The sequence below is a fragment of the Streptomyces sp. Da 82-17 genome, from assembly GCF_046098215.1.
Taxonomy (GTDB): domain Bacteria; phylum Actinomycetota; class Actinomycetes; order Streptomycetales; family Streptomycetaceae; genus Streptomyces.
Genome location: NZ_JBJURH010000009.1, coordinates 332454 through 356616, shown reverse-complemented (window position 1 = coordinate 356616; position 24163 = coordinate 332454). Strand labels below are relative to the sequence as shown.

Genomic DNA, 24163 nt, shown 5'->3' with positions numbered 1-24163 from the left:
GCGGTGTGCCGGGAAGTCTGGTCGGCGGTTCAGGGACAAGTGTCTTTGCCGATCGGGGGCGTACGTCATGGTGTTGGTCGCTGTCTTCGGGGTCGCACTGCTGACAGCGGTGCTGCTGTCCGGGCTCGCCGCCCGCACGGTGCTCTCCACCTCTCTGCTGTTTCTCGTCGGTGGCGCGCTCGTCAGCGACGGGTTCCTCGGGCTCGTCCACATCACGCCGGACAGTGCGATCGTGTCCGTCACCGCCGATCTGGCGCTGTTCGCGGTGCTGTTCACCGACGGCATGCACGTCTCGTTCCCGAAGCTGCGGGCCAACTGGAAGAACCCGGCCCGCGCGCTCGGCCTCGGCATGCCGCTCGCGTTCGTCGGCATGGCCCTCGTCACGCACTACCTGGTCGGCCTGGACTGGACGACGTCGTTCCTGGTCGGCGCCGTACTCGCCCCGACCGACCCGGTGTTCGCCTCCGCGATCGTCAGCCGCAAGGAAGTGCCGTCCAAGCTGCGGCAGTTGCTGAACGTCGAGTCAGGCATCAACGACGGCCTGGCCCTGCCGATCGTCCTGATCTTCCTCGCCGCCGCCGGCCCCACCGCGGGCAACGCCGAGTCCGACCCCGCCAAGATCGCCCTGGAGCTGTTCCTCGGACTGGCCTTCGGCATCCTGCTCCCGCTCCTCGTCAACGGCCTCGTACGGTTCCGGCTCCTCGGCGCCGAACCGAAGCTGCAGCCCCTGCTGCCGCTGGCGATCGGCGTGATCCTGTACGGGCTGTGCCACCTCACCCACGCCAACCCCTACCTCGCGGCGTTCTCCGCGGGCGCGGTCCTCACCGCCGTCTCCCCAGAGGCGAAGTCGGCCTTCGAACCGCTGGGCGAAGCGCTGGCCGAACTCGCCAAGTTCGCCGCGCTGTTGGTGTTCGGCGCCCTGCTCACGCCGCAGCTCTTCGCCGACCTGTCCTTCGGCGGCTACGTCGCGGTCGTCCTCGCCATCGTCCTCATCCGCCCCGCCTCGCTCCTCCTGTCGCTCGCGGGCACCCGCTTCGAACGCCGCGAGAAGCTCGTCGCGGCCTGGTTCGGCCCGAAGGGCTTCGCCTCGGTGGTGTACGGGCTGCTCGTCCTGCAGGCCGGCATCCCGCAGGGCGAGGAGGCGTTCACCCTGATCGCGGTCTGCATCGCGGCCTCGATCATCGCCCACAGCAGCACGGACGTACCGATCGCCCGACTCTTCCACGTCGACGAACTCGCGGGGATCCCGGGCGGTCGGCGCGAAGCGGAGGCCGGGGCGGAGCAGGGGAACAGCCGCAGGGAAACGGGGGCGGGAGTCGAGTGACTGGTCCCTGTGCTCAGCGGCACGTCTGGCATCTGAACCGGGGCGCCGAAAGGCCCGAAGTCGGCAACAAGTGGGCAGCCACCTTACCGGAAACCGGAATTGTGCGGGTGCACGGGCGGACATACCGTTCGCGTGACCGGAGAGCAGCTCTGGCGCCAACACCGCAGGTGAGAGGGGTCTCGCCCGGTTCGAGGCAGCGGAGTGCAAGCGGCGTGCCCGCCGCTTCAACCCGGTCGTTCAGCAAGTGAGGGAGCGAGCCGCAGTCGACTGCGCGGCACGCTGGTACATGGGGGGTTCGTGAGTTCCGATTCCGATGACGTGCGTCCGATTTCAGCGCCCAACACAGGGCCTGATCCGCGGAACACCCATCAAATGCCGCCGCCCGACGGGCCGTTGGATGCCCGTGATCTGACGTCTCCGCCTCAGGTTGCCGACCCTGGTTTCCAGTACGGCACGGGCGGCCTGCAACCCATGTCCGCAGCGGACGCGGAACACGTACGAACAGCCCACCTCCCGCCCCCGGACCGGCCCACCGATGTGCGCGACCTGGACCCGGCGCCGGGTGTACCGGGCGGCACAGGCTCCGCGGGGACGGGTGGGCTGCAGCCGATGTCCGCTGCGGCGGACGGCGGTCAGAGCGCGCCCATCGCGGCCGCAGAGCGTACGACCGACGTGCGCGACCGCGACCCCGCCCCGGGCACCGGCGTCGATCCCGGCTTCCACTACAACGGCATCCAGACCATGTCAGGCGGCAGCAACGGCGGCCCGGGTGGCGTGCAGTCCAACGGCTTCAGCGGAGTCGACGACCCCGCCGCGCTGAACCGCGCCGGCGAGAACGCCAACCAACTGGCCAGCCTCGTCCACTCCAACGGTGACGTCGGCGACGACCTGGAGATCAGCGCCGCGGCGGGCTCGCTGGCCGGTGACCTGTGGGGCGGCGACCTGGGCGTAGCCCTCCTGAACACCATGGAGACGTGGGACAAGCAGGCCAAGCGCCTCACCCGGATCTGCGCCGACATCGGCGAGAAGTGCATCGCCACCGCGCACAACCACACCCGCACGGAATCGGCGAACGAAGCCGAGATGAACTCCGTTCGCGCAAGCCTTTCCGACTTCGGGTGACAGGAGAAAACCCCGTGACCGTTGCCTACGAGCAGCTCTACAACCTCGACGTCGAGTCGATCAGCACCGCCGTCGATCGCTGGAGCGACGTCATCCGCCGCTACCAGCAGTGGGACCAGGCGTTCAACGACGGCGTCGTGAAGCCCTTCGACCAGGCGGGCTGGACCAGCATCGACGGCACGTCCATGTACGCCCAGGTCCAAGTCGCCAACGCCAACAAGGAGTTCAGCGACGCCGTCGTCGAGGCCAAGGGCATCCGCGCCGTCCTGCAGGACGCGTACGAAGAACTGCGCAAGTACAAGGCCGACCTCCACCAGCTCACAGCGGACGCCAAGAAGGACGGTGTCCTCATCAGCGACACCGGCAAGGTCACGCTGATCGACCCGGACGAGAAGGGCAATGAACGGCGCGGACCGGCCGGCGTACTCCCCTCAGAGAACGAAGAGAAGGTCCTGCGCTGGCAGGCCCAGATCGGCATCATCCTGGTGGCCGCCACCAATGCCGACCAGTCCGCCGCCATCGCCCTGAAACGCAACACCGGCAAGGGCGGCGACGAAGGCTTCAACGACAAGACCGTGAAGTCCGTCGACCAGGACGAGTCGCAGCGCGCCACCAAGCTCCTCAACAAGGTCGAGAAGGGCGACAAGCTCTCCCCCGCCGAGCTCAAGGAGCTCGAACGCTTGATGAAGCACAACGAGAAGGACCCCGAGTTCAGCAAGATGCTGCTCGACAAGGTGGGCCCGGAGAACGCCATCAAGCTCACGAACCAGCTCAACGACCTCGCGTACGACACGGACAAGGCCAACCGGCAGCAGTACACGGGCATTCAGCAGGGCCTCGCCAACGCGATCGCCACCGGAACCCGGGACCCGGACTCGGCCACGTACAAGAGGTGGCGCGCCGGCATGGAAGAGGCCGGCATGAAGCGTTACGAGTGGCAGGGCGAGGAGGTGCGGGGATATCAGTCCCTGGTCACGCTCATGCAGCACGGCGACGGCTATTCCGACCGTTTCCTGCACGATCTCGGCGACGACATCATCGCCGCCGAGAAGGCGGACGACGGCAACGACAACTGGGACAAGCACAAGCGGTGGCTCGGCAAGCGCGAGGACTACTTCGCCAACGACCCCATGGACGGGCTTCTGAAGGTCATGAGCCGCGACCCCGATGCCGCGGCCTCGTTCCTCGACCCGAAGAACGACCCGAACCCCGACGACGACAGGAAGCAGACCAACGACAGGCTGGAATACCTGACCCGCGAACGGGACTGGAATGTCGTCGACGGCCACCCGGTGATGCGCAACCCGCACGACCCGGACAGCATTTTCGGTGATCCTCTCCGGGGCAGTGACATCGAGGACGCGCACACCAGAGAGGGGCTCGCGGCGGCCCTGACCGCCGGGGCGACGGGCATCGACCCGGCGAATTCGGAAGGCGGTTATGTCGAGCATTCGGCCGCCAACCGCCGCGTGTTCGAAGCCTCGTTGAAGCACCTCTCGGACGAAGGAAACGACTTCCCACCGCAGTTGCGTACTCCGATGGCGCAGGTCATGGGCAACTGGGGCGACGACGTGCACCAGACGACCAGCGCGCACAGCGACAGCGAGGCCCCGCTGAAGCGCGGCGAGGTCCTGGAGGTGGCCAAGCAGATCTCACGCGATCAGCACGCCTACGGCACGCTCCAGGACGGCATCAACCGAGAGATCGTCCACGACATCAACACCAACGAAGGCGGGGCCGAGGAGACCTGGAGGAGGGCCGGAAACACGATCGGATTCCTCGAAGAGGCTCGTTACCAGGCACTCAAGATGGACGCGGACGACGAGAAGAGCAAAGCCATGTGGGAGGCCAAGTGGGACTACCACACGTGGGGCGGCGTCGTGAACTTCATCCCGCACGCCGGTGACGCCGCACAGCGTGGCGTGGACGTACTCACGACGAAGTGGCTCGAAGAGGAGAACGCCCGCATCGACGCCGGGCTGACGCGCGACAACATGGCGACCAACGACGGCCGGGAAGGCCGCCTCACCGCCCTGGCCGATCACTGGCGGGCCGAGAACCCCGAGGCCGTCAACGGGGACACGAGATACACAACCGTCGACAAATTCGTCAGCGCGGCGAACGACGGAAACGCGGCCGCCCGCCGCCTGGCAGGAAACGGATCATGAGAAATCGGTACAGCACTCTGGCAGCCGTCGGTGCCTTGACCGCGGTCCTGGCCGGCTGTTCAAGCGAGGCTTCGGACTGGGGCTATCCCATTCCGAAGAAGTTCTGCGGCGTCGAGACAGAGGAATCGTCGCTGAAGCCCTTGATGCCGTACGGAGACACCGTGGAGGAGTACGTCCGCACCGAGGTCGGACAGACGCCGGATGTCGGCAAGCGGTGCTACCTGTACGTCGACCGGGAAGAGGAGGGCAACGGCAAGTACTTCTCGATCTTCCAGGACCGGGCGGAAAAGAAGGTCGACGCTGTCCCCGAAGCAAAGCACCTCCTGCACTACAGGAACCTCAGGCCCGTCGAGTTGGGCGGGCCCGTCACCAGCGCCGCCACCGGAGACGAAGGAGCGCTCGTCGTGATGAGGTGCGAGTCCCCGAAGGCCGCCTCCGCGAAGTACCCCTACCTCGTCACCGAAGTCCGGTTGGGCAAGTGGGCCCTGAATCCCAAGGATCCGACGGCCAGGCGTGCGCAGCTCCAGGCGTTCCTGCGGGACTACATCCCGGCAACTGCTGCGGCCAGGTGCAGGCAGTAGCGGTCCGGACCTGGCACCGACGGGGCACGGCCGTCGTCCTGGGGCTGCAGCCGCCGGCCGTGGTGTGAGGCGAGATCGCGACCTGTGGCGATGATCGCGGGAGCCATCAGCGAGACATCGGTCTGGCGCCGCGGGGCCCTTCGTTGCGGAGGTGTGCAGGTGCGGAAACCGCGTGGCTTCCGAGTTCTCCGTGCCGGGATCGTCCAGCCCCCGACCTGCCGTACCAGTGGCCTGCGTTCAGAGGGCGGTGGCATGACCCGCCGGCAACGATCAACGACGACACTGAGGCGCCCGACCGGCCCCAAGGAGCTGGATCTGGTGCGGGTTCTGAACTGGCCCGCCTGGCCGCCCCGGCTGCCTGAGCAGCCGATCTTCTACCCGGTCCTCAATGAGGACTACGCGATCAGGATCGCGCGGGACTGGAACGTGAAGCACAGCGGCGCGGAGCTGGGCGCTTCAACGCCCACATCGTCGGGGAGATCCAGGTGGTCCACGCGTTCCGCCGAGGTCGATGCCGGACCGGATCACCGACAGCCGCATGCCTCCTGACCGCACGGCGGCGCACCTGGCGCCCGCCCGCCCCCGGCCAGCGCCGCCTCCCCAAGAACGGCCCACACCCCCTCCACGTAAGGTCACCGCATGGAGCAGCAGCGAGCGCAGCAGGTACGGAGGGGGCCCGGGCGGCCGCGTGAGGAGCGGGTGACGCGGGCCGTGCTCGATGCCGTGGCGGAGCTGGTCGCGGAGCGCGGCATGGGATCGCTGACCATGGACGCCGTCGCGGCTCGTGCCGGGGTCGGCAAGCCCGCGATCTACCGGCGCTGGCCCACCAAGCAGGACCTGGTGATCGCGACCGCCGAGTCCCGGATCGGCCCGCTGACCGTGCCCGACATGGGCGACTTCCGCGCCGAGCTGCGCGCCGTTCTGACCGCGCGCATGGAGGCGTACCGGCAGCCGGGCGCCGGGCGGCTGCTCGCCGGGGTGATCGGCGCGGCGGCCGAGGCCGACTCGGAGCCGGAGGCGTACCGGGCGTACACGGCGCGGGTGATGAGCGAGACGCGGCATCTGCTGGAGCGCGGGGTCGAGCGCGGGGACGTGCGCGCGGACGCCGACCTCGCTGCCGTGGCGACACTCGTCGCGTCCTCCCTGGTGTTCCGCCTCGTCGGCGAACAGACACTGCCGGACGGGGTGTTGGTGGAGTCCCTGGTGGATCTGATCGGGCGGTCGGTCGCGCCCGAGGCCTGACCTCGCCGGACGCGCCCCCCTTCCGCACCCGGGAGAAATCAACGCTGTCCGACCCCTTGTCCCGCCACATCTCAATATCGATACTGCCGGTTACGTAATCCCGTAAGCCCCTGTTCTTCGTCGGGAGGACCCCATGCACGCCGTCGTGACCGCAGCCGTCGACCGTCCCGCCCCCGTCCTGGACAAGCCCCTCATGCACTACGGGCGTCGCGTCCTCGACCGGCTCGCGCCCGAGGCCGAGCCGTTCGCGTACCGGCAGGTGGAGATCAGCCCGCTCACCCCGCACTTCGGCGCCGAGCTCGGCGGAGTGGACCTGACCCGGCCCATCGGTGCGGAACTCGCCGAGGAATTGCGGCAGGCCCTCCTCGAGTGGAAGGTGATCTTCTTCCGCGGTCAGACCGGCTTCGACGCCGACCATCAGCTGGCGCTGTCCCGGGTCTGGGGCGGCGTCGAGGCCAACCCGTTCTTCCCGAAGACCGGCACTGCGGGGATCTCGCGGCTCGCCAAGGACGCCAAGGCCGCCGGGAACAAGAACATCTGGCACAGCGACCACTCCTTCATGGCCAACCCGTCCCTCGGCGCCGTACTGCGCGCCGTCGAGGTGCCCGCGGCGGGCGGCGACACCATGTGGGCGGACATGGCAGCCGCGTACGACAACCTGCCCGCCGGCCTCAAGGAGCGGATCGGGTCGCTCGTCGCCGTGCACGACTGGGAGGCCAGTTGGGGCGCGCTGATGAACGACGAGCAGAAGGCCGCGTTCCGCGCCGACTGGCCGCAGGTCGAGCACCCGGTCGTGGTCCGGCACCCGCGCAGCGGCCGGAAGACGCTGTACGTGAACGAGCCCTTCACCCGGTACATCAAGGGCCTGTCCGAGGCGGAGAACCGCGAACTGCTGGACATCCTGGTGCTGCAGGCGCGCATCCCCGAGTTCCAGATCCGGTTCCGCTGGGAGCCGGACTCGATCGCCGTATGGGACAACATCGCCACCCAGCACTACGCGGTCAACGACTACTTCCCGCAGCGCCGCGTGATGGAGCGCATCGCCATCGCCGGAGTCCCGCTGTCCTGAGCGCCCGTTCCTCTCTTCCTCTCTGGAGCACACATGAGCGCGCCACCATCCCTTCCCCGTAAGGAAGTCGGGGCCACGGAGCACGAGAACAGGCGGGCCTGGACGGTGACCGCGCTGCTCGTGGTCTTCATGATGGTCAACTTCGCGGACAAGTCCGTCCTCGGGCTCGCCGCCGACGAGATCCGGGCCGATCTGCACCTGAGCGCCACGGAGTTCGGCCTCGCCAACAGCGCGTTCTTCCTGCTGTTCTCCGTCGCCGCGGTGGCCGTCGGGCTCGCCGCCGACCGGGTCTCGCCGAAGCTGCTGATCCTCCTGATGGCGCTGTTGTGGTCCGTGGCCCAGGTGCCCGCGGCGATCGGCGGCGGCCTCGCCGTCCTCGTCGCCTCGCGGGTGTTCCTCGGGGCCGCCGAAGGCCCGGCGTTCCCGGTCGCGCAGCAGGCCACGCTCGCCTGGTTCCCCAACGACCGGCGCAACCTGCCCGGCGCCTTCATCACCCTCGGCGTCACCTTGGGCGTCATCGTCTCGGCGCCCGGCCTGTCCTGGGTGATCCAGCACCACGGCTGGCGGACCGCCCTGTGGGTGCTGGTCGCCGTCGGCCTCGTGTGGGCGGTGGCCTGGGCGGCGCTCGGCGCGGACGGCCGGTACGGGAGCGGAGACCGGGCAGGCACGACCAGCGGCATGACGGCACGTCAACTTCCTTCGTACGGGCGGATCTTCGCCAGCCGTACATGGATCGGCGCCACCCTCGCCTACTTCACCAGCTACTGGACCGTGGCCCTGATGCTGGTCTGGCTGCCGTCGTATCTGCGCGGGCCGCTCGGCCACTCGGCGGGGGCGGCGGGCACGCTCGTCGCGGCGCCGTGGGCGATCGGCGCGGTCGTGCTGCTCGCGCAGGCCGGGGTGACGGGGCGGCTGATGCGTCGTGGCGTCGGCAGCCGGTACGCGCGTGGCTGGGTGGGCGGCGGGCTGCTCGCCTTCGGCGCCGCCTGCTGTCTCGCGCTGCCGCTCGTCGACGGGTCGGGGGCGCTGACCGTGCTCGTCGCGCTCGGGTTCGGGTTCGGCGGCTCGTACGCGACGGTCGCCGCCACCACCGTCGCCGAACTCGCCCCGCCCGCCCGCAGCGGCGGCGCCCTCGGCGTGATGAACGCCCTGGTGACCGTGGCCGGTCTCGCCGCGCCCGCCGTGGTCGGCGCGCTGGTCGACGCGCAGGGCGCCGACGGCTACCGGAGCGCTGTCCTCCTCGCCGGGCTGCTCCTCGCGGCCGGCGCTACGGCCTCGTTCTGCTGCGTCGACCCCGACCGCGACACCGCCCGCCTCACTCGCTGATCGCCCCGACTTCCCTTCCCTGCACAGGAGTTGCCCATGACCTCCGTACCGGACCTCGACCTCGACGTCGCCCCGCTCGACCGCGCCCTCACCGACCTGCGGGAGCACGCCGCGGGCTGGACCGCGACCGCGTTGCCCGAGCGCGTCGCCCTGCTCGAACGGATGCTGCCGCGCATCGCCGCCGAAGCCCCCGGCATGGTCGCCGAGTCCGCCCGCGCCAAGGGGTACGCCGCCGACTCGCCCTGGGCTGCGGAGGACTGGACGACGGCGCCGTGGGCGCTCGCCCAGGGTGTGCGCGCGTACCTGCACGTGCTGCGGCGCCTGGCCGCCGGGCTCGACCCGCTGCCCGAGACGGCCGTGCGCGCCCGCGGCAGCCGTACCGTCGTCGACGTCTTCCCGGCCACCGCCACGGACCGGCTGCTCCTGAACGGGTTCCGCGCCGAGGTGTGGACGCTGCCTGGGACGACCCGGGAGGACGTACGCCTCGGGGCCGCTGCCGAGTACCGCGGGCGGGCCGGTGCGCCCGCCGTCGCGCTGGTGCTCGGCGCCGGGAACGTCCCGTCGATCACCCCGCTCGACGTCCTGCACAAGCTGTACGTCGAGGGTCAGGTCGTCGTCGCCAAGATGAACCCGGTCAACGCGTATCTGCGGCCGTACTTCGCGCGGGTCTTCGGGGAGTTCGTGGACCGCGGCTGGGTCCGCTTCGTCGACGGCGGCGCCGCCGAGGGCGCGTACCTCACCGGACACGACGGTGTCGACACCATCCACGTCACCGGCAGCGAGCGCACCCACGACGCGATCGTCTGGGGCACGGACGCGCGGGCCGAGGAGCGTCGCCGTACCGACAAGCCCCTCAACGACAAGCCGTTCACCAGCGAGTTGGGGGGCGTCAGCCCCTGCATCGTCACGCCCGGGCCGTGGAGCGACGCGGACTTCCGCTTCCAGGCCGAGCACATCGTCACCAGCAAACTGAACAACTCCGGGCACAACTGCGTGGCCACGCAAGTGCTGTTGGTGCCCCGCGACTGGGACGGTACGGAGCGGCTGCTCGCCGAGGTGCGCCGGCTGCTCCGTGACCTGCCGCCGCGCTCCGACTACTACCCCGGCGCGGTCGAGCGGTTGCGGGCCGCTGCAGACTCGCACCCGCAAGGGGAGACCCTCGGCGAGGACTGCGCCCGCCTGTTCCTCCCCGACCTCGCCGACCCCGACGGGGACCCGCTGGTCACCGACGAGGTGTTCGCCAGCGCCCTGGGCGTGGTCCGGCTGCCCGGCGACGACGCGCCCCAATTCCTGCGCAGCGCAGTCGAGTTCGCGAACCGCAAGCTGCCCGGGACGCTCGGCGCCACGCTCCTCGTGCACCCCCGCACCGAACGCGCCCATCGCACGGCCGTCGACGAGGCGGTCGCGGCGCTGCGCTACGGCACGCTCGGCGTCAACTGCTGGTCGGCGTTCGGCTTCCTGCTCGGCTACACCCCGTGGGGCGCGTACCCCGGCCACACCCGGCAGGACATCGGCAGCGGCATCGGGTTCGTGCACAACGCGTTCCAGCTCGCGGCTGTCGAGAAGACCGTCCTCCGCGCCCCGTTCGCGCCCGCCCCGCGCGGCCTGTTCACCGGCTCCCCGTCCCTCTCGCCCCGCCCGCCGTACTTCGTCACCAACCGCACCGGCCGTACGACGATGCGCCGCCTCACCGCGTTCACCACGTCGGGGAAGGTGTCACGGCTTCCGGGGGTCTTCGTTTCGGCGCTGCGGGGGTGAGGCTGGGTCTGGGGGCGGGCGGTCGGGTCCGGGCGGTTGCCGAGCCGGCCGTGGTGAGCGGGAGCGCCGCGGGTCCGATGGCCGCAACCTGGCGGGCGCTGCCGTAGCGTGACCCCCTGCCGCCGAGAGGAATGAAGCTGCCATGAACGAACTGACGAAGCCCGAGGTCGTCGTTCCCGAGGGGGACGCGCCTGCCGAGTTGACCGTTCGGGACCTGGTCGTCGGGGACGGGCCCGAGGTGAAGTCGGGGATGGTGGTGCGGGTGCACTACGTCGGGGTGACCTTCGCGTCAGGGAAGGAGTTCGACGCCTCCTGGGACCGGGGTGAGCCGTTCAAGTTCGCTCTGGGCGGCGGCAGGGTCATCAAGGGCTGGGACCGGGGCATCCGGGGGATGAAGGTCGGCGGTCGGCGCGAGATCGTCGTTCCCCCGCGTCTCGGATACGGCAATCAGTCGCCCTCGCCGTTGATCCCGCCGGGCTCGACGTTGGTCTTCGTGGTGGACTTGTTGGACGCGTACTCCAGCACGAGCGGGTGGAGCCGCTCCTAGGGCCTCGGCAGCTCCTCGCCCTACCGGTCCCGGTCCCTCTCGCCCCGGCCGTCGCCCAGGTTTCCGTAGCCCTTCATCTGGTGGGGCGAGATCCGTTCTCCCTCGGCGCCGAAGTCGCCGGGGTCACGGGCCTCGCGCGTGGTCGGGGGCTTCGGTTCGGGGTGGTCGCTCCCCTGCCGTGCCCGTTCGCCGCGGCGTGCCGGTGACCGCCGTGAGCGGTGCCTGCCGCGGAGGAGCAGCGTGCCGAGCAGCAGCGCCACCAGGGCCAGGCACACGACCACCAGGCCGACTCCGGCGAACCATCCCTCGGCGGCGAGTTCCGTGCTGTTCGCAGGTGTGGACGCGAGAAGCGTGATCACCTTCATCACCCCTTCCGGACCGCCGAGTACCCGCCTCCGCGGCACGCGATGCGTCGGCGCGGCCAAGGGTGCGGGTGGTCTAGGCGTAGAGGGGTACTCGGGGGACGGACAGAGAGACCCCGGAAGACAAGGACTGCGGGCCATGGCGGTATGTGAAGTCTGCGGCAACGACTACGAGATGTCCTTCGAAGTCGTCCGCGACGGCGAGACCCACGTCTTCGACAGCCTGGAATGCGCAGCGGAACGCATCGCCCCCGTCTGCGCCCACTGCGGCTGCCGGATTCTCGGCCACGGGCTGCAGGCGGACGGCCAGATGTTCTGCTGTGCGCACTGCGCTCGCCTCAAGGGAGAGTCGGGCCTGGTCGATCACAAGTGAGCCGAGGGCTGGTGAGCCGTCGGCAGGTCTTCACGGGCCCGGATCCCGGCGGTCCCACTGCCAGTCCCGTACCTCCGGCAGGTCCTCGCCGTGGCGGCGTGTGTACGTGTGGTGACGGGTGCGTACGGCGTCCATGCGCTGTCGGACGCCGATCGCGGTGAGCGCCAGGTCCGGTACCCGGTCGATGACGTCCATGACCAGGCGGTACCGGTCGAGGTCGTTGCGGACCACCATGTCGAACGGGGTCGTGGTCGTGCCCTCCTCCTGGTAGCCGCGGACGTGGAAGTTGTCGTGGCCGGTGCGTGGGTAGGTCAGGCGGTGGATCAGCCACGGGTAGCCGTGGTAGGCGAAGATCACCGGCTTGTCCGTCGTGAAGATCGCGTCGAAGGTGCGGTCGCTCAGGCCGTGCGGGTGCCGGGTGTCCGGCGTCAGCCGCATCAGGTCGACGACGTTGACGACGCGGACGGCCAGGTCCGGCAGGTGCTCGCGCAGCAGCGTCGCCGCGGCCAGCACCTCCAGGGTGGGCACGTCGCCGGCTGCGGCAAGCACGACGTCGGGTGTGCGTCCGGCGGAGGTTCCCGCCCACTCCCATACGCTCACTCCGCGGTGCACGTGGTCGACGGCCTCGTCGATGTCGAGCCAGTCGAAGGACGGCTGCTTGCCTGCGACCACGACGTTGATCCGGTCGCGGGTGTTCAGCGTGTGCTCGGCCACCGCCAGCAGGGAGTTGGTGTCCGGCGGAAGGTAGACCCGTACGACGTGCGGGCTCTTGTTGACCATGTGGTCGATGAAGCCGGGGTCCTGGTGGGAGAAGCCGTTGTGGTCCTGGCGCCACACGTGCGAGGTGAGCAGGTAGTTGAGCGAGGCGACGGGCGCCCGCCAGGGCAGTTCACGGGAGACCTTCAGCCACTTGGCGTGCTGGTTGGCCATCGAGGCGACGATGTGGATGAACGCCTCGTACGACGCGAACACGCCGTGCCGGCCGGTCAGCAGGTAGCCCTCGAGCCAGCCCTGGCAGTTGTGCTCGGAGAGCATCTCCATCACCCGGCCGTCGCGCCCGAGGTGCTCGTCCGTGTCCGTGGTGGCGAGCTGCCAGGCCTTGGGTGAGGCCTCGTAGACGGCCTGGAGCCGGTTGGACGCGGTCTCGTCGGGGCCGAAGAGGCGGAAGTCACGGCGGTCCGCGGTCCTGGCCATGAGGTCGCGCAGCAACTCCCCGTAGGCGGCGGCCGGTTCGTGCCGGTCGCCGCCGCGTCGGGGCACGTCGACGGCGTGCGTACGGATGTCCGGCACGGGGAGGCTGCGCAGCAGCCGGCCGCCGTCGGCGTGCGGGTTGGAGCCGAGCCGCCGCTCGCCGGACGGGACGTCCGCCAGCACTTCGGGGGTGGGGCGGCCCTGCGCGTCGAACAGCTCGTCGGGCCGGTAGCTGCGCATCCACTGTTCGAGCTGTGCCAGGCGTTCCGGGTCGTCCGGCACGTCGGGGAGCGGGATCTGATGGGCGCGCCAAGTGCCTTCCACCGGTCTGCCGTCGACGGTACGCGGCCCGGTCCAGCCCTTGGGGGTACGGAGCACGATCATCGGCCAGCGCGGCCGACCGGTGGCTCCGTCCTCGCGGGCGGCGCGCTGGATGGCGGCGATCCGGTCGAGGCAGCCGTCGAGTGCGGACGCGAACTCCTCGTGGACGGCGGCGAGTTCGGCGCTCTTTGCGTGGGCGTCCGTGCGGGGGAGGCCCGCCGCGTGGGTGTCCGTGATGGGGTGGCCCGTCACGTGGAACGGCTCGTGGCCCAGGCCGCGCAGCAGGTCGTCCAGCTCGCCTTCCGGCAGGCGGGCGAGGAGGGTGGGGTTGGCGATCTTGTAGCCGTTGAGGTGCAGGATCGGCAGGACGGCGCCGTCGTGGACCGGGTCCACGAACTTGTTGCCGTGCCAGCCGGTGGCCAGCGCCCCGGTCTCGGCCTCGCCGTCGCCGACGACCGCTGCGACGACCAGCCCGGGGTTGTCGAACGCGGCACCGTAGGCGTGCGCGAGGGCGTAGCCGAGTTCGCCGCCCTCGTGGAGGGAGCCGGGGACCTCCGGTGCGACATGGCTGGGTATCCCGCCGGGGAACGAGAACTGCCGGAACAGCAGCCGCATCCCCTCGCCGTCGCGCGGCACGTCCGGGTAGACCTCCGACCAACTGCCGTCCAACCAGCAGCACGCCACCGTCGCCGGCCCGCCGTGGCCCGGCCCGGTGACATGGATGAGGTCCAGGTCGCGTGCTCGTACCGCCCGGTTGAGGTGCGCGTACACGAAGGTCAGACCGGGCGTGGTGCCCCAGTGGCCGAGCAGTCGCGGCTTGATGTGCTCGGGCCGCAGGTGCTCGGTGAGGAGCGGGTTGTCCCGGAGGTAGAGCTGGCCGACCGCCAGGTAGTTGGCGGCACGCCAGTACGCGTCGACGGCCTTCAGGTCATCGGCGTACGGGGAGCCTTCGGAGTCCATCAGCCCTCCTCCTGGTCGGGTCGGCCGGGGAGTCGCTGTCGCTCGCGTCGGCGTCGACGGAGGACGACCACGAGGTCGGCCAGGGACAGCAGGGCGAGGAGTGCGCAGGCGCCCGCGATCCAGGCGAGTTCCGAGGAGCTGGGGCTGCTCCCCGCCCCTGTACGGGACGACCACATCGCGAACAGCACCGCCGCAGCGATGAACAGCGGCGTGAAGAAGGACGCGAGCAGCAGCCGCGGTCCCAAGGCGCTCTGGGCCGTGAGGGGTTCGGTGCCCGTTCGCGCGAAGCGGCGGCCGAGCAGGCCGGACCGCGCGCGAGGGTCGGGCCGCTGCCTCCCCTGTTCCTCACGCATGGTCCGCCACCTCGCTCACCTCGTAAGGCAGGTCGTACGCCCGGAGGGCTCGCTTCGTACGGGAGGTCGTACGCCCGGAGGGCTCCCTCAGCCGCAAGGGCAGGCGCTTTCGGCCTCACCCTCGGACCTGTGGGCGGCCCCAGTGCCGGTGTGCGGCGACGGCGCGGGTGAACTCCCGCAGGAACTCCGGCCTCGCCGCTCCGGGGGACGCGTCGGTCACGACGCCTCGGTCGGCCGTGGTCTCGGATCCGGAGCGTGCCACGTCGATTCCGCCCGGCACGACCGGGGCGAGGACGCCGAGTCCGGTGCCGAGGGCGCCGACCGGTTTGCCGTGCCGATAGGTGTCGCGCACGAACCGAAGGGCGTCCGGGTCCGTCGCGGTCACGGGCGGCCCGTCGTCGGACGTGCCGGGCACCAGGACCGCGTCGTACAGCACCGACGCCACCGTCGGGAGGGCTCGGTCGACGGCGTGCTGCCGGCCGTCGGACCCGGTGACCGTACCGTCCGTCGGCGCGATCACCTCGACGTTCGCGCCGTCCGCCGACAAGCCCTCACGCACCGAGGTCAGCTGCTCGGCGTCCACTCCGTCGGCGACGAGGACCGCGATCTGCAGGGTGCGCACCGAACCGTCGCCCGGCAGCGCCTCCAGGCTCAGCGCCGGCGAGGTGAGCTTGGCGGACGCGGCGGACTGCTCCCCGTCGGCGGGACGGGGCTCGGCGACGCCGACGCCGCGGGCGACCTGCCGGGCCAACTCGGCGTTCACATGGGCGAGTTCTCCCACGGTACGCTCCCGCACGGCCCGGTCGCCGACCTTGCCGAGCTCGAAGCGGAACGCCTGGACGATGTGCTCCTGCTCCCAGTCGGCCATGCTGTTCCAGAACAGCGCGGGCTGGCTGTAGTGGTCCTGGAAGCTGGGGCTGCGGCGCCGGATCTTCTCGCCGTCCACACGCTCGGCGTAGTGCGTGTACGCGTGGCCGTCCGCGCCCGCGAGCGCCGGGCAGCCCGCGCCGAGTGAGTTCGGGGAGTAACTCGTGCCCGTGTGCAGCCTGGACTGGTGGTAGCCGTCGCGCTGGTTCGTACGCACCAGTGCGACCGGCCGGTTCACGGGGATCTGGGTGAAGTTGGGGCCGCCGAGGCGGATCAACTGCGTGTCCAGATAGGAGAAGTTGCGGGCCTGGAGCAGCGGGTCGTTGGTGAAGTCGATGCCGGGCACGACGTTGGCCGTGTGGAAGGCGACCTGCTCCGTCTCCGCGAAGAAATTGTCCGGGTTGCGGTTCAGCACCATCCGGCCGATCGGACGGACCGGCACCTGCTCCTCCGGGATGATCTTCGTGGCGTCCAGCAAGTCGAAATCGAAGGCGAACTCGTCCTCCTCCGGAACGAGTTGGACCCCTAGCTCCCATTCCGGGTAGTCCCCCGCCTCGATCGAGTCCCACAGGTCCCGCCGGTTGAAGTCCGGGTCGCGGCCCTGGCATTCCTGCGCCTCGTCCCACACCAGCGAGTGCACGCCGAGTTTCGGTTTCCAGTGGAACTTCACGAAGGTGCCGCGCCCCTGGGCGTTCACGAAGCGGAAGGTGTGCACGCCGAAGCCCTGCATCATGCGATAGCTGCGGGGTATCGCACGGTCCGACATGAGCCACATGATCGCGTGCAGCGTCTCCGGCTGCAGCGACACGAAGTCCCACAACGTGTCGTGCGCGGACGCGCCCGTCGGGATGTCGTTGTCCGGCTCCGGTTTCACCGCGTGCACGAAGTCGGGGAATTTGATGCCGTCCTGGATGAAGAAGACCGGGAAGTTGTTCCCGACGAGGTCGTAATTCCCCTCCGACGTATAGAACTTGGTGGCGAAGCCACGGACGTCGCGCACCGTGTCCGCGGAGCCCTTCGGCCCTTGCACGGTCGAGAAGCGCACGAAGACCGGGGTGCGCACGGACGGGTCCTGGAGGAAAGCGGCGCGAGTGAACTCGGCGCACGACTCGTACGGCTCGAAATAGCCGTAGGCGCCCGCGCCGCGCGCGTGCACCACCCGCTCCGGAATGCGCTCGTGGTCGAAGTGGGTGAGTTTTTCGCGGAAGTGGAAGTCCTCCATGAGCGTCGGCCCGCGTTCGCCGCCGGCGAGGGAGTCGTCGGTGTGGTCGACGGTCACGCCCTGATCGGTGGTGAGCGGACCGGTCGTGGGGTCCTCGGCGAGCGCACGCCGGCGCTGCTCCTGCTTGCGGTCGTTCCGGCCTTCGTTCTCACGGTGGGTCATCGTTGCTGCTCCTCACGGATTCGACGCCGGACCGTCCTCGGGCCGGATGCGCCCGCGCCAGCCCTCGCCGGAGGCTTCGCCGCTCTCCATGAAGTCCTTGAAGCGGTGCAGGTCGCCCTTGACGCGACGGTCGACGACGCCCAGAGCGTCCGCGCCCTTCTCGGCGACGCCGCTCGGCTCGACGTCCATCGTGAGTTCGACCCGCGTGTGCAGGTCGTCGAGGCGCTCGAACCGGACGGAACCGCGTTGCGCCGTGTCACCGCCGATGGTCCGCCAGGTGATGCGGTCGTCCGCGAGCTGGTCGACGATCTCGGTGTCGAACTCGCGCCGCATGCCGCCGATGCTGGTGACCCAGTGATTGTGGCGGTCGTCGAGCTGCCTCACCTCGTCGACACCGTCCATGAATTTCGGGAAATCCTCGAACTGGGTCCACTGGTTGTACGCCGCGTGCAGCGGAACGTCGACGTCGACGGATTCCTTGACTGTGCTCACCGGTCGCTCCTTTCACGTCTTTCTCGTACGGGCACACCGAGTACCCGGGAAATCCGGCGGTGAACTCCCGTGACCCGTCGAATACGACGGCCTCCCCTGCCTCGTGTTTGCAGCCGCCGTCGCCGGACACTCAGAGGTCCGCTCGGCCGGTGCTCTCCCGTACGAGGGACGACGCGTCGCCCGCGGTCGGGCGGCCGTGTCCCGGGCGGCTCGGGCGGGACGCGCCGGTGGTGGGCGCGGGCGAGGTCGTGCCGTCGCCCTTCGCGACGAGGGTGACGGAAGCCGCCGCGACCTTGAACAGGGGCTGTTTGGAGACCGGATCCCATTCCGTGGCCGTCAGTTCGTTGGCGGCGCGCGGAGGGGTGCGCTCGCCCGGCCCCGATCCGTCGGCGGTGTCCCAGTAGCCGTAGTGGAACGGGACGAAGAGCGTGCCCCGGCGGATGTCGGCGATCCGCAGCCTGCCCCGCAGTGCGCCGCGTCGACCGGTGACCGCCACCAAGTCCCCTTCGTCCAGGCCGAGTTCGGCCGCATCGTACGGGGAGATCTCCACCCAGACGTCCGGGGCCGCCGCGTCGAGCTGCGGGGCCCGCCCCGTCTTCGTACGGGTGTGGAAGTGGTAGACGGTGCGCCCGCTCGTCAGGTGGAAGGGGTACTCGGCGGTCGGCTCCTCCTGCGGCGGACGGTAGTGGGCGGCCCTCAGCATGGCCCGGCCGTCGGGGTTGAACGAGCGGTACTCGGCCTCCGATGCGGGGTCGCCGGTGGCGAGGTCCTTGCCGTACGACTCGCACTCCTCGGGCCGGGCCCAGCCGGGGCCGTCGGTGCAGAGGCGTTCCGTGCCGTCCGGGGCGCTCTCGTTGCAGGGCCACTGGATGCCGGACCCACCGCGGAGCTTTCCGTAACCGAGGCCGGTGTAGTCGCAGGGGCGGCCGGCGCTGCACCGTTTCCACGCCTCGAACGCGGACTCGGCGTCGTCCCAACTCACCAGCGGGCCGCCGTCCTTGTCGCGGAAGTCCATGCGCCGCGCGTAGTCGAGGAAGATGTCGAGGTCCGGCCGGGCCTCGCCGGGAGGCTCGACGGCCTTCTCCGACAGGTGCACGGTGCGGTCCGCGTTGGTGAACGTGCCGGTCTTCTCCCCCCAGGTGGCCGCGGGCAGCACCAGGTCCGCGAGCTGAGCGGTCTCGGTGAGGAACAGATCCTGTACGACGACGAACAGCCCCTCCTGGGCGAGGATTTCGCGGATCCGGGACAGCTCGGGCAGGGACACGGCCGGGTTGGTGCCGCTGATCCACAGCATGCGGATCGCCCCCTGCTCCGCCTCGTGGAAGATCTGCAGGGCGTGGGTGGGCGGCGCGTCGTGGGGGATCCGCTCCGGCTCGACGTTCCACACCCGGGCCAGGTCCGCGACATGGGCGCTGTTCTGCCAGTTGCGGAACCCCGGCAGATCTCCGTCGGCCCCGCACTCACGGGTGTTCTGGGCGGTGGGCTGCCCGTTCATCTGCAGGACCCCGGCGCCCGGCCGCCCCAGCATGCCGCGGATCAGATGCAGATTGTCGACCTGCACGGCGGTGGCCGTGGCCTGGTGGGACTGGTACACCCCCTGCAGCACGGTGGACACGAGTCGGCGCGCACCGGCGAGAAGCTCCGCCGCCCGGCGGATCAGGGCGGCCGGAACGTCGCAGACACGCGCGGCCCACTCGGGCGTGCACGCGTCGACCGCCGCCGCCAGCTGCTCGAACCCCACGGTGTGGGCGTCGACGTAGGCGTGGTCCACGGCGCCGGTACGGATGATCTCGTGCAGCAGCGCGTTGAGCAGGGCCAGATTCGTGCCGAGGCGGGGCGCGAGGTGCACGGCCGCCCGGCGGGCCACCGGCGTGCGCCGCGGGTCCACACACAGCAGCTGCGGCGGGTCCGCGCCGTCCAGCCGGTCCAACATGCGCATCCACTGCACGGGTTGGGTCTCGGCGATGTTGTGGCCGAACAGCGCGATGACGTCCGCGTGGTCGAAGTCGTCGAAGCTGCCGGGCTGGCCGTCGGTCCCGAAGGACTCCTTGAGCGCCTCGGCGGCGGTCGACGTGCACAGGCGGGTGTTGCCGTCGAGGTGGTTCGTGCCGAGGCCGGCGCGGGCCAGGACCGCCAGCGTGTAGTACTCCTCGAGGAAGAGCTGCCCCGAGGTGTAGAACCCGACGGCCTCCGGCCCGCGTTCGTCGAGCAGTGCACGCGAGCGGGAGACCAGCGACTCCATGGCCGTGTCCCAGTCGGTCGCCACCAGCCGCCCGTCCCGACGGATCAACGGCCGGGTCAGCCGGTCCGGGGAGCCGTTCGCCCGCCAGGCGAACGCGTCCTTCGGCCCGAGACGGCCTCGGTTGACCCGGTCGGCGGCCCGGCCGCGCACTCCGACCATGCGGCCGTCGCGGACCGCGATGTCCATGGCGTCTCCGTCCGAGTGCAGGATCGACGCGGTCTGCACCCAGCGCTCCACCTCGTCGGGCCGTGTCCCGTCGGCCAGTTGGGTGTCGACGCGTACGGGCCACGGTTGGTGCGGCCCGTACGGAGTGCGGGTGCCCCACGGCTGGGCGATCCGGTCCACGTCGATGTCCACGCCTGCCTCCGCGCTGTCCGGCGGGGCCCGCCCGCCGCCGCTCATGGGTGTACTGCCAGGTTCCCGAGTGGCCGGTGCCGAAACGGGTACCCCGAGACGGCCGACCACGTCAGGAGCGACGACCGCGTCAGCGATGACCGAGCCAGCGACGACCGCGTCAGGAGCGACGACATGACCACCCGGAGCAGCAGCGAGGGCCCGCGACACACGGGCGACGGCAGACGCCCGGCGGAGACGGCCCGCGACGAGGTGCTGGGCGAGATCGAGGAGGCGGAGACCGACGTAGCGGGCGAGAGGGAACGGGACGACGCCGGGAACGGGGAGGCGGGCGACGCCCTGACCCCCAACCAGGAAGCCCAGGAGTCCGTCCACGAGGAGGACTGAGTGCGGCCCGGCGACTCCCGCGGCCCACACCGCCGGACCTGCAAGGGCCGCAGGCCGGGCCGGGCAGGTGTGTGCGCGGCGGTCTTCGGCATCAGTGTGCCTGCCGCGGGGCCGACCCCGTGGCGGTCGTCGAGCAGCGCCGTCGCGTCGGCCGCGTCGAGCGACAGCGGGCGGCGGCCACGGACCTTGCCCGGACAGCGGCCCGCCACTGCCGGGGCGACTGCTGCTGCGGGTGCGGTGCGCGGCCGTTCGGTTCGGGGGGCGACGGCGCGAGCGAGGAAATCGTCGACGGGCAGGGCCAGTTCGGCCCGGCGTCGGTACGGCACCAGGTGGCCCGAGTCCGGCACCACGGCCGGGCGGCCCGCCGGAAGCAGCCGGGGGCACTTGTTCCGCCCATTCCTGCGGGACCGTCCGGCCGTACGCCCCCCCGGACCACCAACGCGGGTCGGTGGACGTGGGTACGCCCGCCTCGCGGTGGTCCGCGGCGATGAGCCGGGGCGTTGAGCCGACGGCCGCCTGACAGCCGAAGGACCGGCCGAGCGGCACCGCCCGACCGAGGCCGCGCGTTCAACCACTTCGCCACCGCGTCGGAGAGGGCCCGCAGGGGCAGCGGGCGCGAGCGCTCGCCGGTGCCGGATCCGGGGAGGTCGACGGCCCGGGCGTCGCGGGTCCCGCCGAGAGCTTCGACGGAGGCCGGCCGCCCCCGGCTGGAGGTGGCCCCGGCGCTGTGCAGGCACACCCACAGGCGGACGAGGGCTCGCGCTGGACCAGGCCCTCCCCGCGCCCCCTGGTCGACCACGACGCTGATGCGTTGCAGGGTCCTCCCTGTCCGCCCGGGCGGGAGCCCGCAGGTCGCTGCGACCGCCCGCCGGGCGCCGGTGCAGGCCGGGCACGCCGAGCAGCCGCGCCGCACGCTCTGACACGCGGCACGCCCCGGGACGACGCCCGGCAACTCTCCGCTTCCCATCTAGGCGTTCCCGTCGGGTCTAGGCGTTCCCGTCGGGGTACGGCTCGGAGAGGCGCTCCTCGGCCGCGCGCAGGGCATCCCGCAGGGTGCGCGTGCCCGTCAGCACACACAGCGTGTACGCGATGTCGTCCAGAGCTTCCTGCGCGTGCACATCGCCCGGTTCCCGCCGCAGGCGCGCCTGACGCACGCGGAAGCGGCTCAGCAGCTCGGCGACGTACTCCTGCGCGGGCCGGAGTCCCGGGGGCTGCCGCGTGGCGGGGGTGCGCGCGGCCGCGACGGCGGTGCGGAGCGCCCGGTCGATCCGGCTCGGCAGGGGGTGGCCGCCCGACCGGTCCACCACCGCCTGCGCGGTCTCGCCCACCGTGGCGTCCGCGCTCCGGGCGGCGACCGCGAGGACACGGCGAGCAGAACCGACCGTGCAGGTCGTGCCCACCATCAGCAGGCCGATCGCCGTGGCTTCGGTGGATGCCCTGGAGGGCGGCTGCTCGGGGGCGACCGGCTCAGCCGGTTGTGTCCCCGACGGGCGCCTCGCCATGTGCCTTGTCCCTTCGTGAGCACGCTGCTTGACCGGTCAGCCTGCACCCCCGGCCCGGAACGCCACAGGCACCGCAGAACGGACGCCGGTCGGGGTCAGGGCGAGGTCGCCGGCGGCAGCCACGTCTTCGTGCGGTGCCGTGCTGCGTCGTGCGACCTCCTGTCCGCGCCGCGCGCGACCTCGTCGCGGATGCGGGCGCAGGTCTGGGCGATGAGCCGGCTGACCTGCATCTGGGACACCCCGAGTTGTTCGGCGATGCGACTCTGCGTCTGCCCCTCGAAGAACCGGAGGTAGAGGACGGTGCGTTCCCTGCGGGGCAGGCGTCGAATGCTGGACCTGGCGGCCACGCGGTCCACGACCGTGTCGTACGCCGGGTCCGTCGCACCGAGCGTGTCCCTGAGTGCGAGGCCGTCCTCACGTACGGGTTCGGTGTCCAGGGACAGGGCGCTGTAGCAGTTCATGGCGCGCTGCCCTTCGCGTACCGATTCCTCCGACAGGCCGGTGTGGCGGGCGAGTTGGGAGACGGTCGGCTCCTGGCCGCCGGGCTGCTGGGAGAGTTCGCGGTGTGCCTTGCGGACGGTGTTGCGGAGGTCCTGGGTGTGGCGGGGCACGTGCACGTCCCAGGTGCGGTCGCGGAAGTGCCGGCGGATCTCACCGGTGACGGTGGGGACCGCGTACGCCTCGAAGGGGCCGCGCCGGGGGTCGTACCGCTCGATGGCCTTCACCAGCCCCAGGGCGGCGATCTGCTGGAGGTCCTCGATGGCCTCGCCCTTGTCGCGGAAGGAGCGCGCGATCCGGTGGGCCATGGGGAGCCAGGCTTCGGCCAGCTCGGCGAGCAGCACGTCCCGCTCGGGGCCGGGGGCGAGTCTGTGGAAGTGGTCGAAGGTCCGCTGGGTGGAGGGGGCGTCGTGCCGACGTCGACGGCCTCGGCGACGGGGACGGTGTGCTGCGCGAGCAGTGCGTTCGGCGAGCACGGGAATCAGCTCCTGACGGTGCTGTTCGATGGCAGAGCCATGCGGACGGCCTGAGGGCGGCTGGCGCAGTTCGGGTCGTCCGTCACCCCAGTGTCCTCTCGCTGCTCCCCATCCGCGACCGGGGCGGCCGGGGCGACCGGGGCGATCACCGTCCGGTGATGGGGGTGACGCTGTGCAGTCACGAGGGGGTCTTCCCGCAGGTGGGAAACGCCCGGTCTCCGGCGGGCTCGGTGGGGCTGACGCGTGACGCGTCACGTCGGCGGCAACAGTCCGCGCTGTCCACGCTGTCCGAGCTGTCCGAGCTGTCCGAGCTGCTCAGGCTTGTTTGGGTCGGCCGCGGCCGGTTACCCGGAGGACGTGCCGCGTTTCGCCGGATGCGGAGCGACAGGGGCGGGTCGGCACCCTTTCGGAACGGTACGGATCATGAAGAGCCGAAGCGTAGCTGTGAGCGAAGCTCTGTCCAGCAGGTCCGTGTTCGGGGCGCCCTGCTGGGTCAGTCTGGCGACACGGGATCTGACCGCCGCGCAGAAGTTCTACAGCGCCGTACTGAATTGGGACTGGCGCGTGGGCAAGCTCGGTGAGCAGTACCGGTTCGCGAGCATCGAGGGTGTGCCGGTGGCCGGGGTGTCCGTCGTGGAAGGCCTGCCCGACGGGGCTTTCGCCTGGACTCCGTTCTTCGCGACCGCCGACGCGGACGAGACCGTGGCCCGCAGTCAGGAACGCGGGGGAACCACCGCCGTCGGACCCATCTCGTTCCCTCCGGGGCGAGCCGCTCTCCTGGCCGACCGCGACGGAGCGGTCTTCGGCATCTGGGAGGGCGAGTTGGTGGCCGGCTGGGAGGAATGGCGCCGCGCAGCACCCGCGTTCGTGGAGTTGCACACCCGGGACGCTCTGGACGCGGCGATCTTCTACGCGGAGGTGCTCCGCTGGGCCTCGGAGACCGAAGGCTGCTGCACCGTCGAGTACGCGGACGAAACGGTCGTCCTGCGCAGCCGGGGCGACATCGTGGCCCGCATCCACTCCGGCGCCGCCGACTCCGCCCGGGACCCCACGATCAGGCCCCGCTGGCAGATCCACTTCACGGTGGCCGACGTCCAGGCATGCGCCGAGGCCGCCGAGATCCATGGCGGCAGCATTCTCGTCGAGGCAGGCCCCGCGGAAGCCGTCCTGCGCGACCCGGACGGAGCGCGCTTCGTGGTGAACCACGGAATGGCCCCTCGCCCGGGCCTGAGAACTGACTGAAACAGCCGACGAATCACGGAGG

At 70.8% G+C, this 24163-nt stretch carries 20 protein-coding genes and 1 pseudogene; 13 read left to right on the top strand and 8 right to left on the bottom strand.

The genetic code is table 11. From position 1 onward, the window contains the following. Positions 1-67: 67 nt before the first annotated feature. The 10 genes and pseudogenes from ACIDOF_RS18795 to ACIDOF_RS18750 all read left to right on the top strand — a co-directional run bounded on the left by ACIDOF_RS18795 (position 68) and on the right by ACIDOF_RS18750 (position 11137). On the top strand, positions 68-1324 hold the full coding sequence (locus ACIDOF_RS18795) for a cation:proton antiporter (protein ID WP_409007056.1): 1257 nt from the start codon (positions 68-70) through the stop codon (positions 1322-1324). Positions 1325-1795: 471 nt separating this feature from the next. Next, positions 1796-2446: a hypothetical protein gene (locus ACIDOF_RS18790; RefSeq protein WP_409007055.1), complete on the top strand. Its 651-nt coding sequence runs from the start codon at positions 1796-1798 to the stop codon at positions 2444-2446. Between the two features lie 14 nt (positions 2447-2460). Then, positions 2461-4614: a DUF6571 family protein gene (locus ACIDOF_RS18785; protein ID WP_409007054.1), complete on the top strand. Its 2154-nt coding sequence runs from the start codon at positions 2461-2463 to the stop codon at positions 4612-4614. Then, a complete protein-coding gene (locus ACIDOF_RS18780) occupies positions 4611-5195 on the top strand; it encodes a hypothetical protein (RefSeq protein WP_409007053.1) in 585 nt (194 codons plus the stop codon). The genes ACIDOF_RS18785 and ACIDOF_RS18780 overlap by 4 nt, the downstream gene beginning before the upstream one ends. 252 nt (positions 5196-5447) lie before the next feature. Then, a pseudogene (locus tag ACIDOF_RS18775) lies at positions 5448-5698 on the top strand (ADP-ribosylation/crystallin J1); the annotation flags it as partial. Between the two features lie 136 nt (positions 5699-5834). Beyond that, the gene (locus tag ACIDOF_RS18770; RefSeq protein ID WP_409007052.1) at positions 5835-6437 is read left to right on the top strand and encodes a TetR/AcrR family transcriptional regulator; all 603 of its coding nucleotides are present in this window, start codon (positions 5835-5837) and stop codon (positions 6435-6437) included. A 133-nt stretch (positions 6438-6570) separates the two neighbouring features. Beyond that, positions 6571-7506: a TauD/TfdA dioxygenase family protein gene (locus ACIDOF_RS18765; protein WP_409007051.1), complete on the top strand. Its 936-nt coding sequence runs from the start codon at positions 6571-6573 to the stop codon at positions 7504-7506. 33 nt (positions 7507-7539) lie between these two features. Beyond that, positions 7540-8832, top strand: a complete 1293-nt coding sequence (locus tag ACIDOF_RS18760; RefSeq protein ID WP_409007050.1) for an MFS transporter — start codon at positions 7540-7542, stop codon at positions 8830-8832. Between the two features lie 36 nt (positions 8833-8868). Next, entirely contained in the window at positions 8869-10590 is a 1722-nt protein-coding gene (locus ACIDOF_RS18755) for an aldehyde dehydrogenase family protein (protein WP_409007049.1), read from the top strand. Positions 10591-10732: 142 nt separating this feature from the next. Next, entirely contained in the window at positions 10733-11137 is a 405-nt protein-coding gene (locus ACIDOF_RS18750) for an FKBP-type peptidyl-prolyl cis-trans isomerase (RefSeq protein WP_409007048.1), read from the top strand. A 20-nt stretch (positions 11138-11157) separates the two neighbouring features. Here the strand turns inward: ACIDOF_RS18750 and ACIDOF_RS18745 are convergent, their stop codons facing one another. Further along, on the bottom strand, positions 11158-11496 hold the full coding sequence (locus ACIDOF_RS18745) for a DUF6479 family protein (protein WP_409007047.1): 339 nt from the start codon (positions 11494-11496) through the stop codon (positions 11158-11160). Between the two features lie 142 nt (positions 11497-11638). Between ACIDOF_RS18745 and ACIDOF_RS18740 the strand changes: the two genes are divergently transcribed. Next, on the top strand, positions 11639-11872 hold the full coding sequence (locus ACIDOF_RS18740; protein WP_409007046.1) for a hypothetical protein: 234 nt from the start codon (positions 11639-11641) through the stop codon (positions 11870-11872). A gap of 30 nt (positions 11873-11902) precedes the next feature. Here the strand turns inward: ACIDOF_RS18740 and ACIDOF_RS18735 are convergent, their stop codons facing one another. The 5 genes from ACIDOF_RS18735 to ACIDOF_RS18715 form a co-directional block, all read right to left on the bottom strand. After that, positions 11903-14344, bottom strand: coding sequence for a phosphoketolase (locus tag ACIDOF_RS18735; protein WP_409007045.1), 2442 nt, complete (start codon positions 14342-14344; stop codon positions 11903-11905). Then, positions 14344-14697 (bottom strand): DUF6343 family protein, encoded by a 354-nt coding sequence (locus tag ACIDOF_RS18730; RefSeq protein ID WP_409007044.1) that lies wholly within the window; start codon positions 14695-14697, stop codon positions 14344-14346. Before ACIDOF_RS18730 ends, ACIDOF_RS18735 begins: the two co-directional genes overlap by 1 nt. 115 nt (positions 14698-14812) lie before the next feature. Beyond that, the gene (locus ACIDOF_RS18725; RefSeq protein WP_409007043.1) at positions 14813-16948 is read right to left on the bottom strand and encodes a catalase; all 2136 of its coding nucleotides are present in this window, start codon (positions 16946-16948) and stop codon (positions 14813-14815) included. Between the two features lie 12 nt (positions 16949-16960). After that, positions 16961-17440, bottom strand: a complete 480-nt coding sequence (locus ACIDOF_RS18720; protein ID WP_409007042.1) for an SRPBCC family protein — start codon at positions 17438-17440, stop codon at positions 16961-16963. Between the two features lie 130 nt (positions 17441-17570). Beyond that, positions 17571-20039: a molybdopterin oxidoreductase family protein gene (locus tag ACIDOF_RS18715; protein ID WP_409007041.1), complete on the bottom strand. Its 2469-nt coding sequence runs from the start codon at positions 20037-20039 to the stop codon at positions 17571-17573. A gap of 171 nt (positions 20040-20210) precedes the next feature. On the opposite strand from ACIDOF_RS18715, the gene ACIDOF_RS18710 reads away from it, so the two are divergent. After that, positions 20211-20423 (top strand): hypothetical protein, encoded by a 213-nt coding sequence (locus tag ACIDOF_RS18710; RefSeq protein ID WP_409007040.1) that lies wholly within the window; start codon positions 20211-20213, stop codon positions 20421-20423. 986 nt (positions 20424-21409) lie between these two features. On the opposite strand, the gene ACIDOF_RS18705 is transcribed toward ACIDOF_RS18710, so the two are convergent. Together ACIDOF_RS18705 and ACIDOF_RS18700 are read right to left on the bottom strand one after the other, a co-directional pair. Further along, positions 21410-21925 (bottom strand): DUF5133 domain-containing protein, encoded by a 516-nt coding sequence (locus ACIDOF_RS18705; protein ID WP_409007039.1) that lies wholly within the window; start codon positions 21923-21925, stop codon positions 21410-21412. A gap of 95 nt (positions 21926-22020) precedes the next feature. Beyond that, a complete protein-coding gene (locus ACIDOF_RS18700) occupies positions 22021-22908 on the bottom strand; it encodes a SigB/SigF/SigG family RNA polymerase sigma factor (RefSeq protein ID WP_409007077.1) in 888 nt (295 codons plus the stop codon). A gap of 414 nt (positions 22909-23322) precedes the next feature. Here ACIDOF_RS18700 and ACIDOF_RS18695 point away from each other — a divergent pair, with 414 nt between their 5' ends. Next, positions 23323-24141, top strand: coding sequence for a VOC family protein (locus tag ACIDOF_RS18695; RefSeq protein WP_409007038.1), 819 nt, complete (start codon positions 23323-23325; stop codon positions 24139-24141). Positions 24142-24163 lie beyond the last annotated feature (22 nt).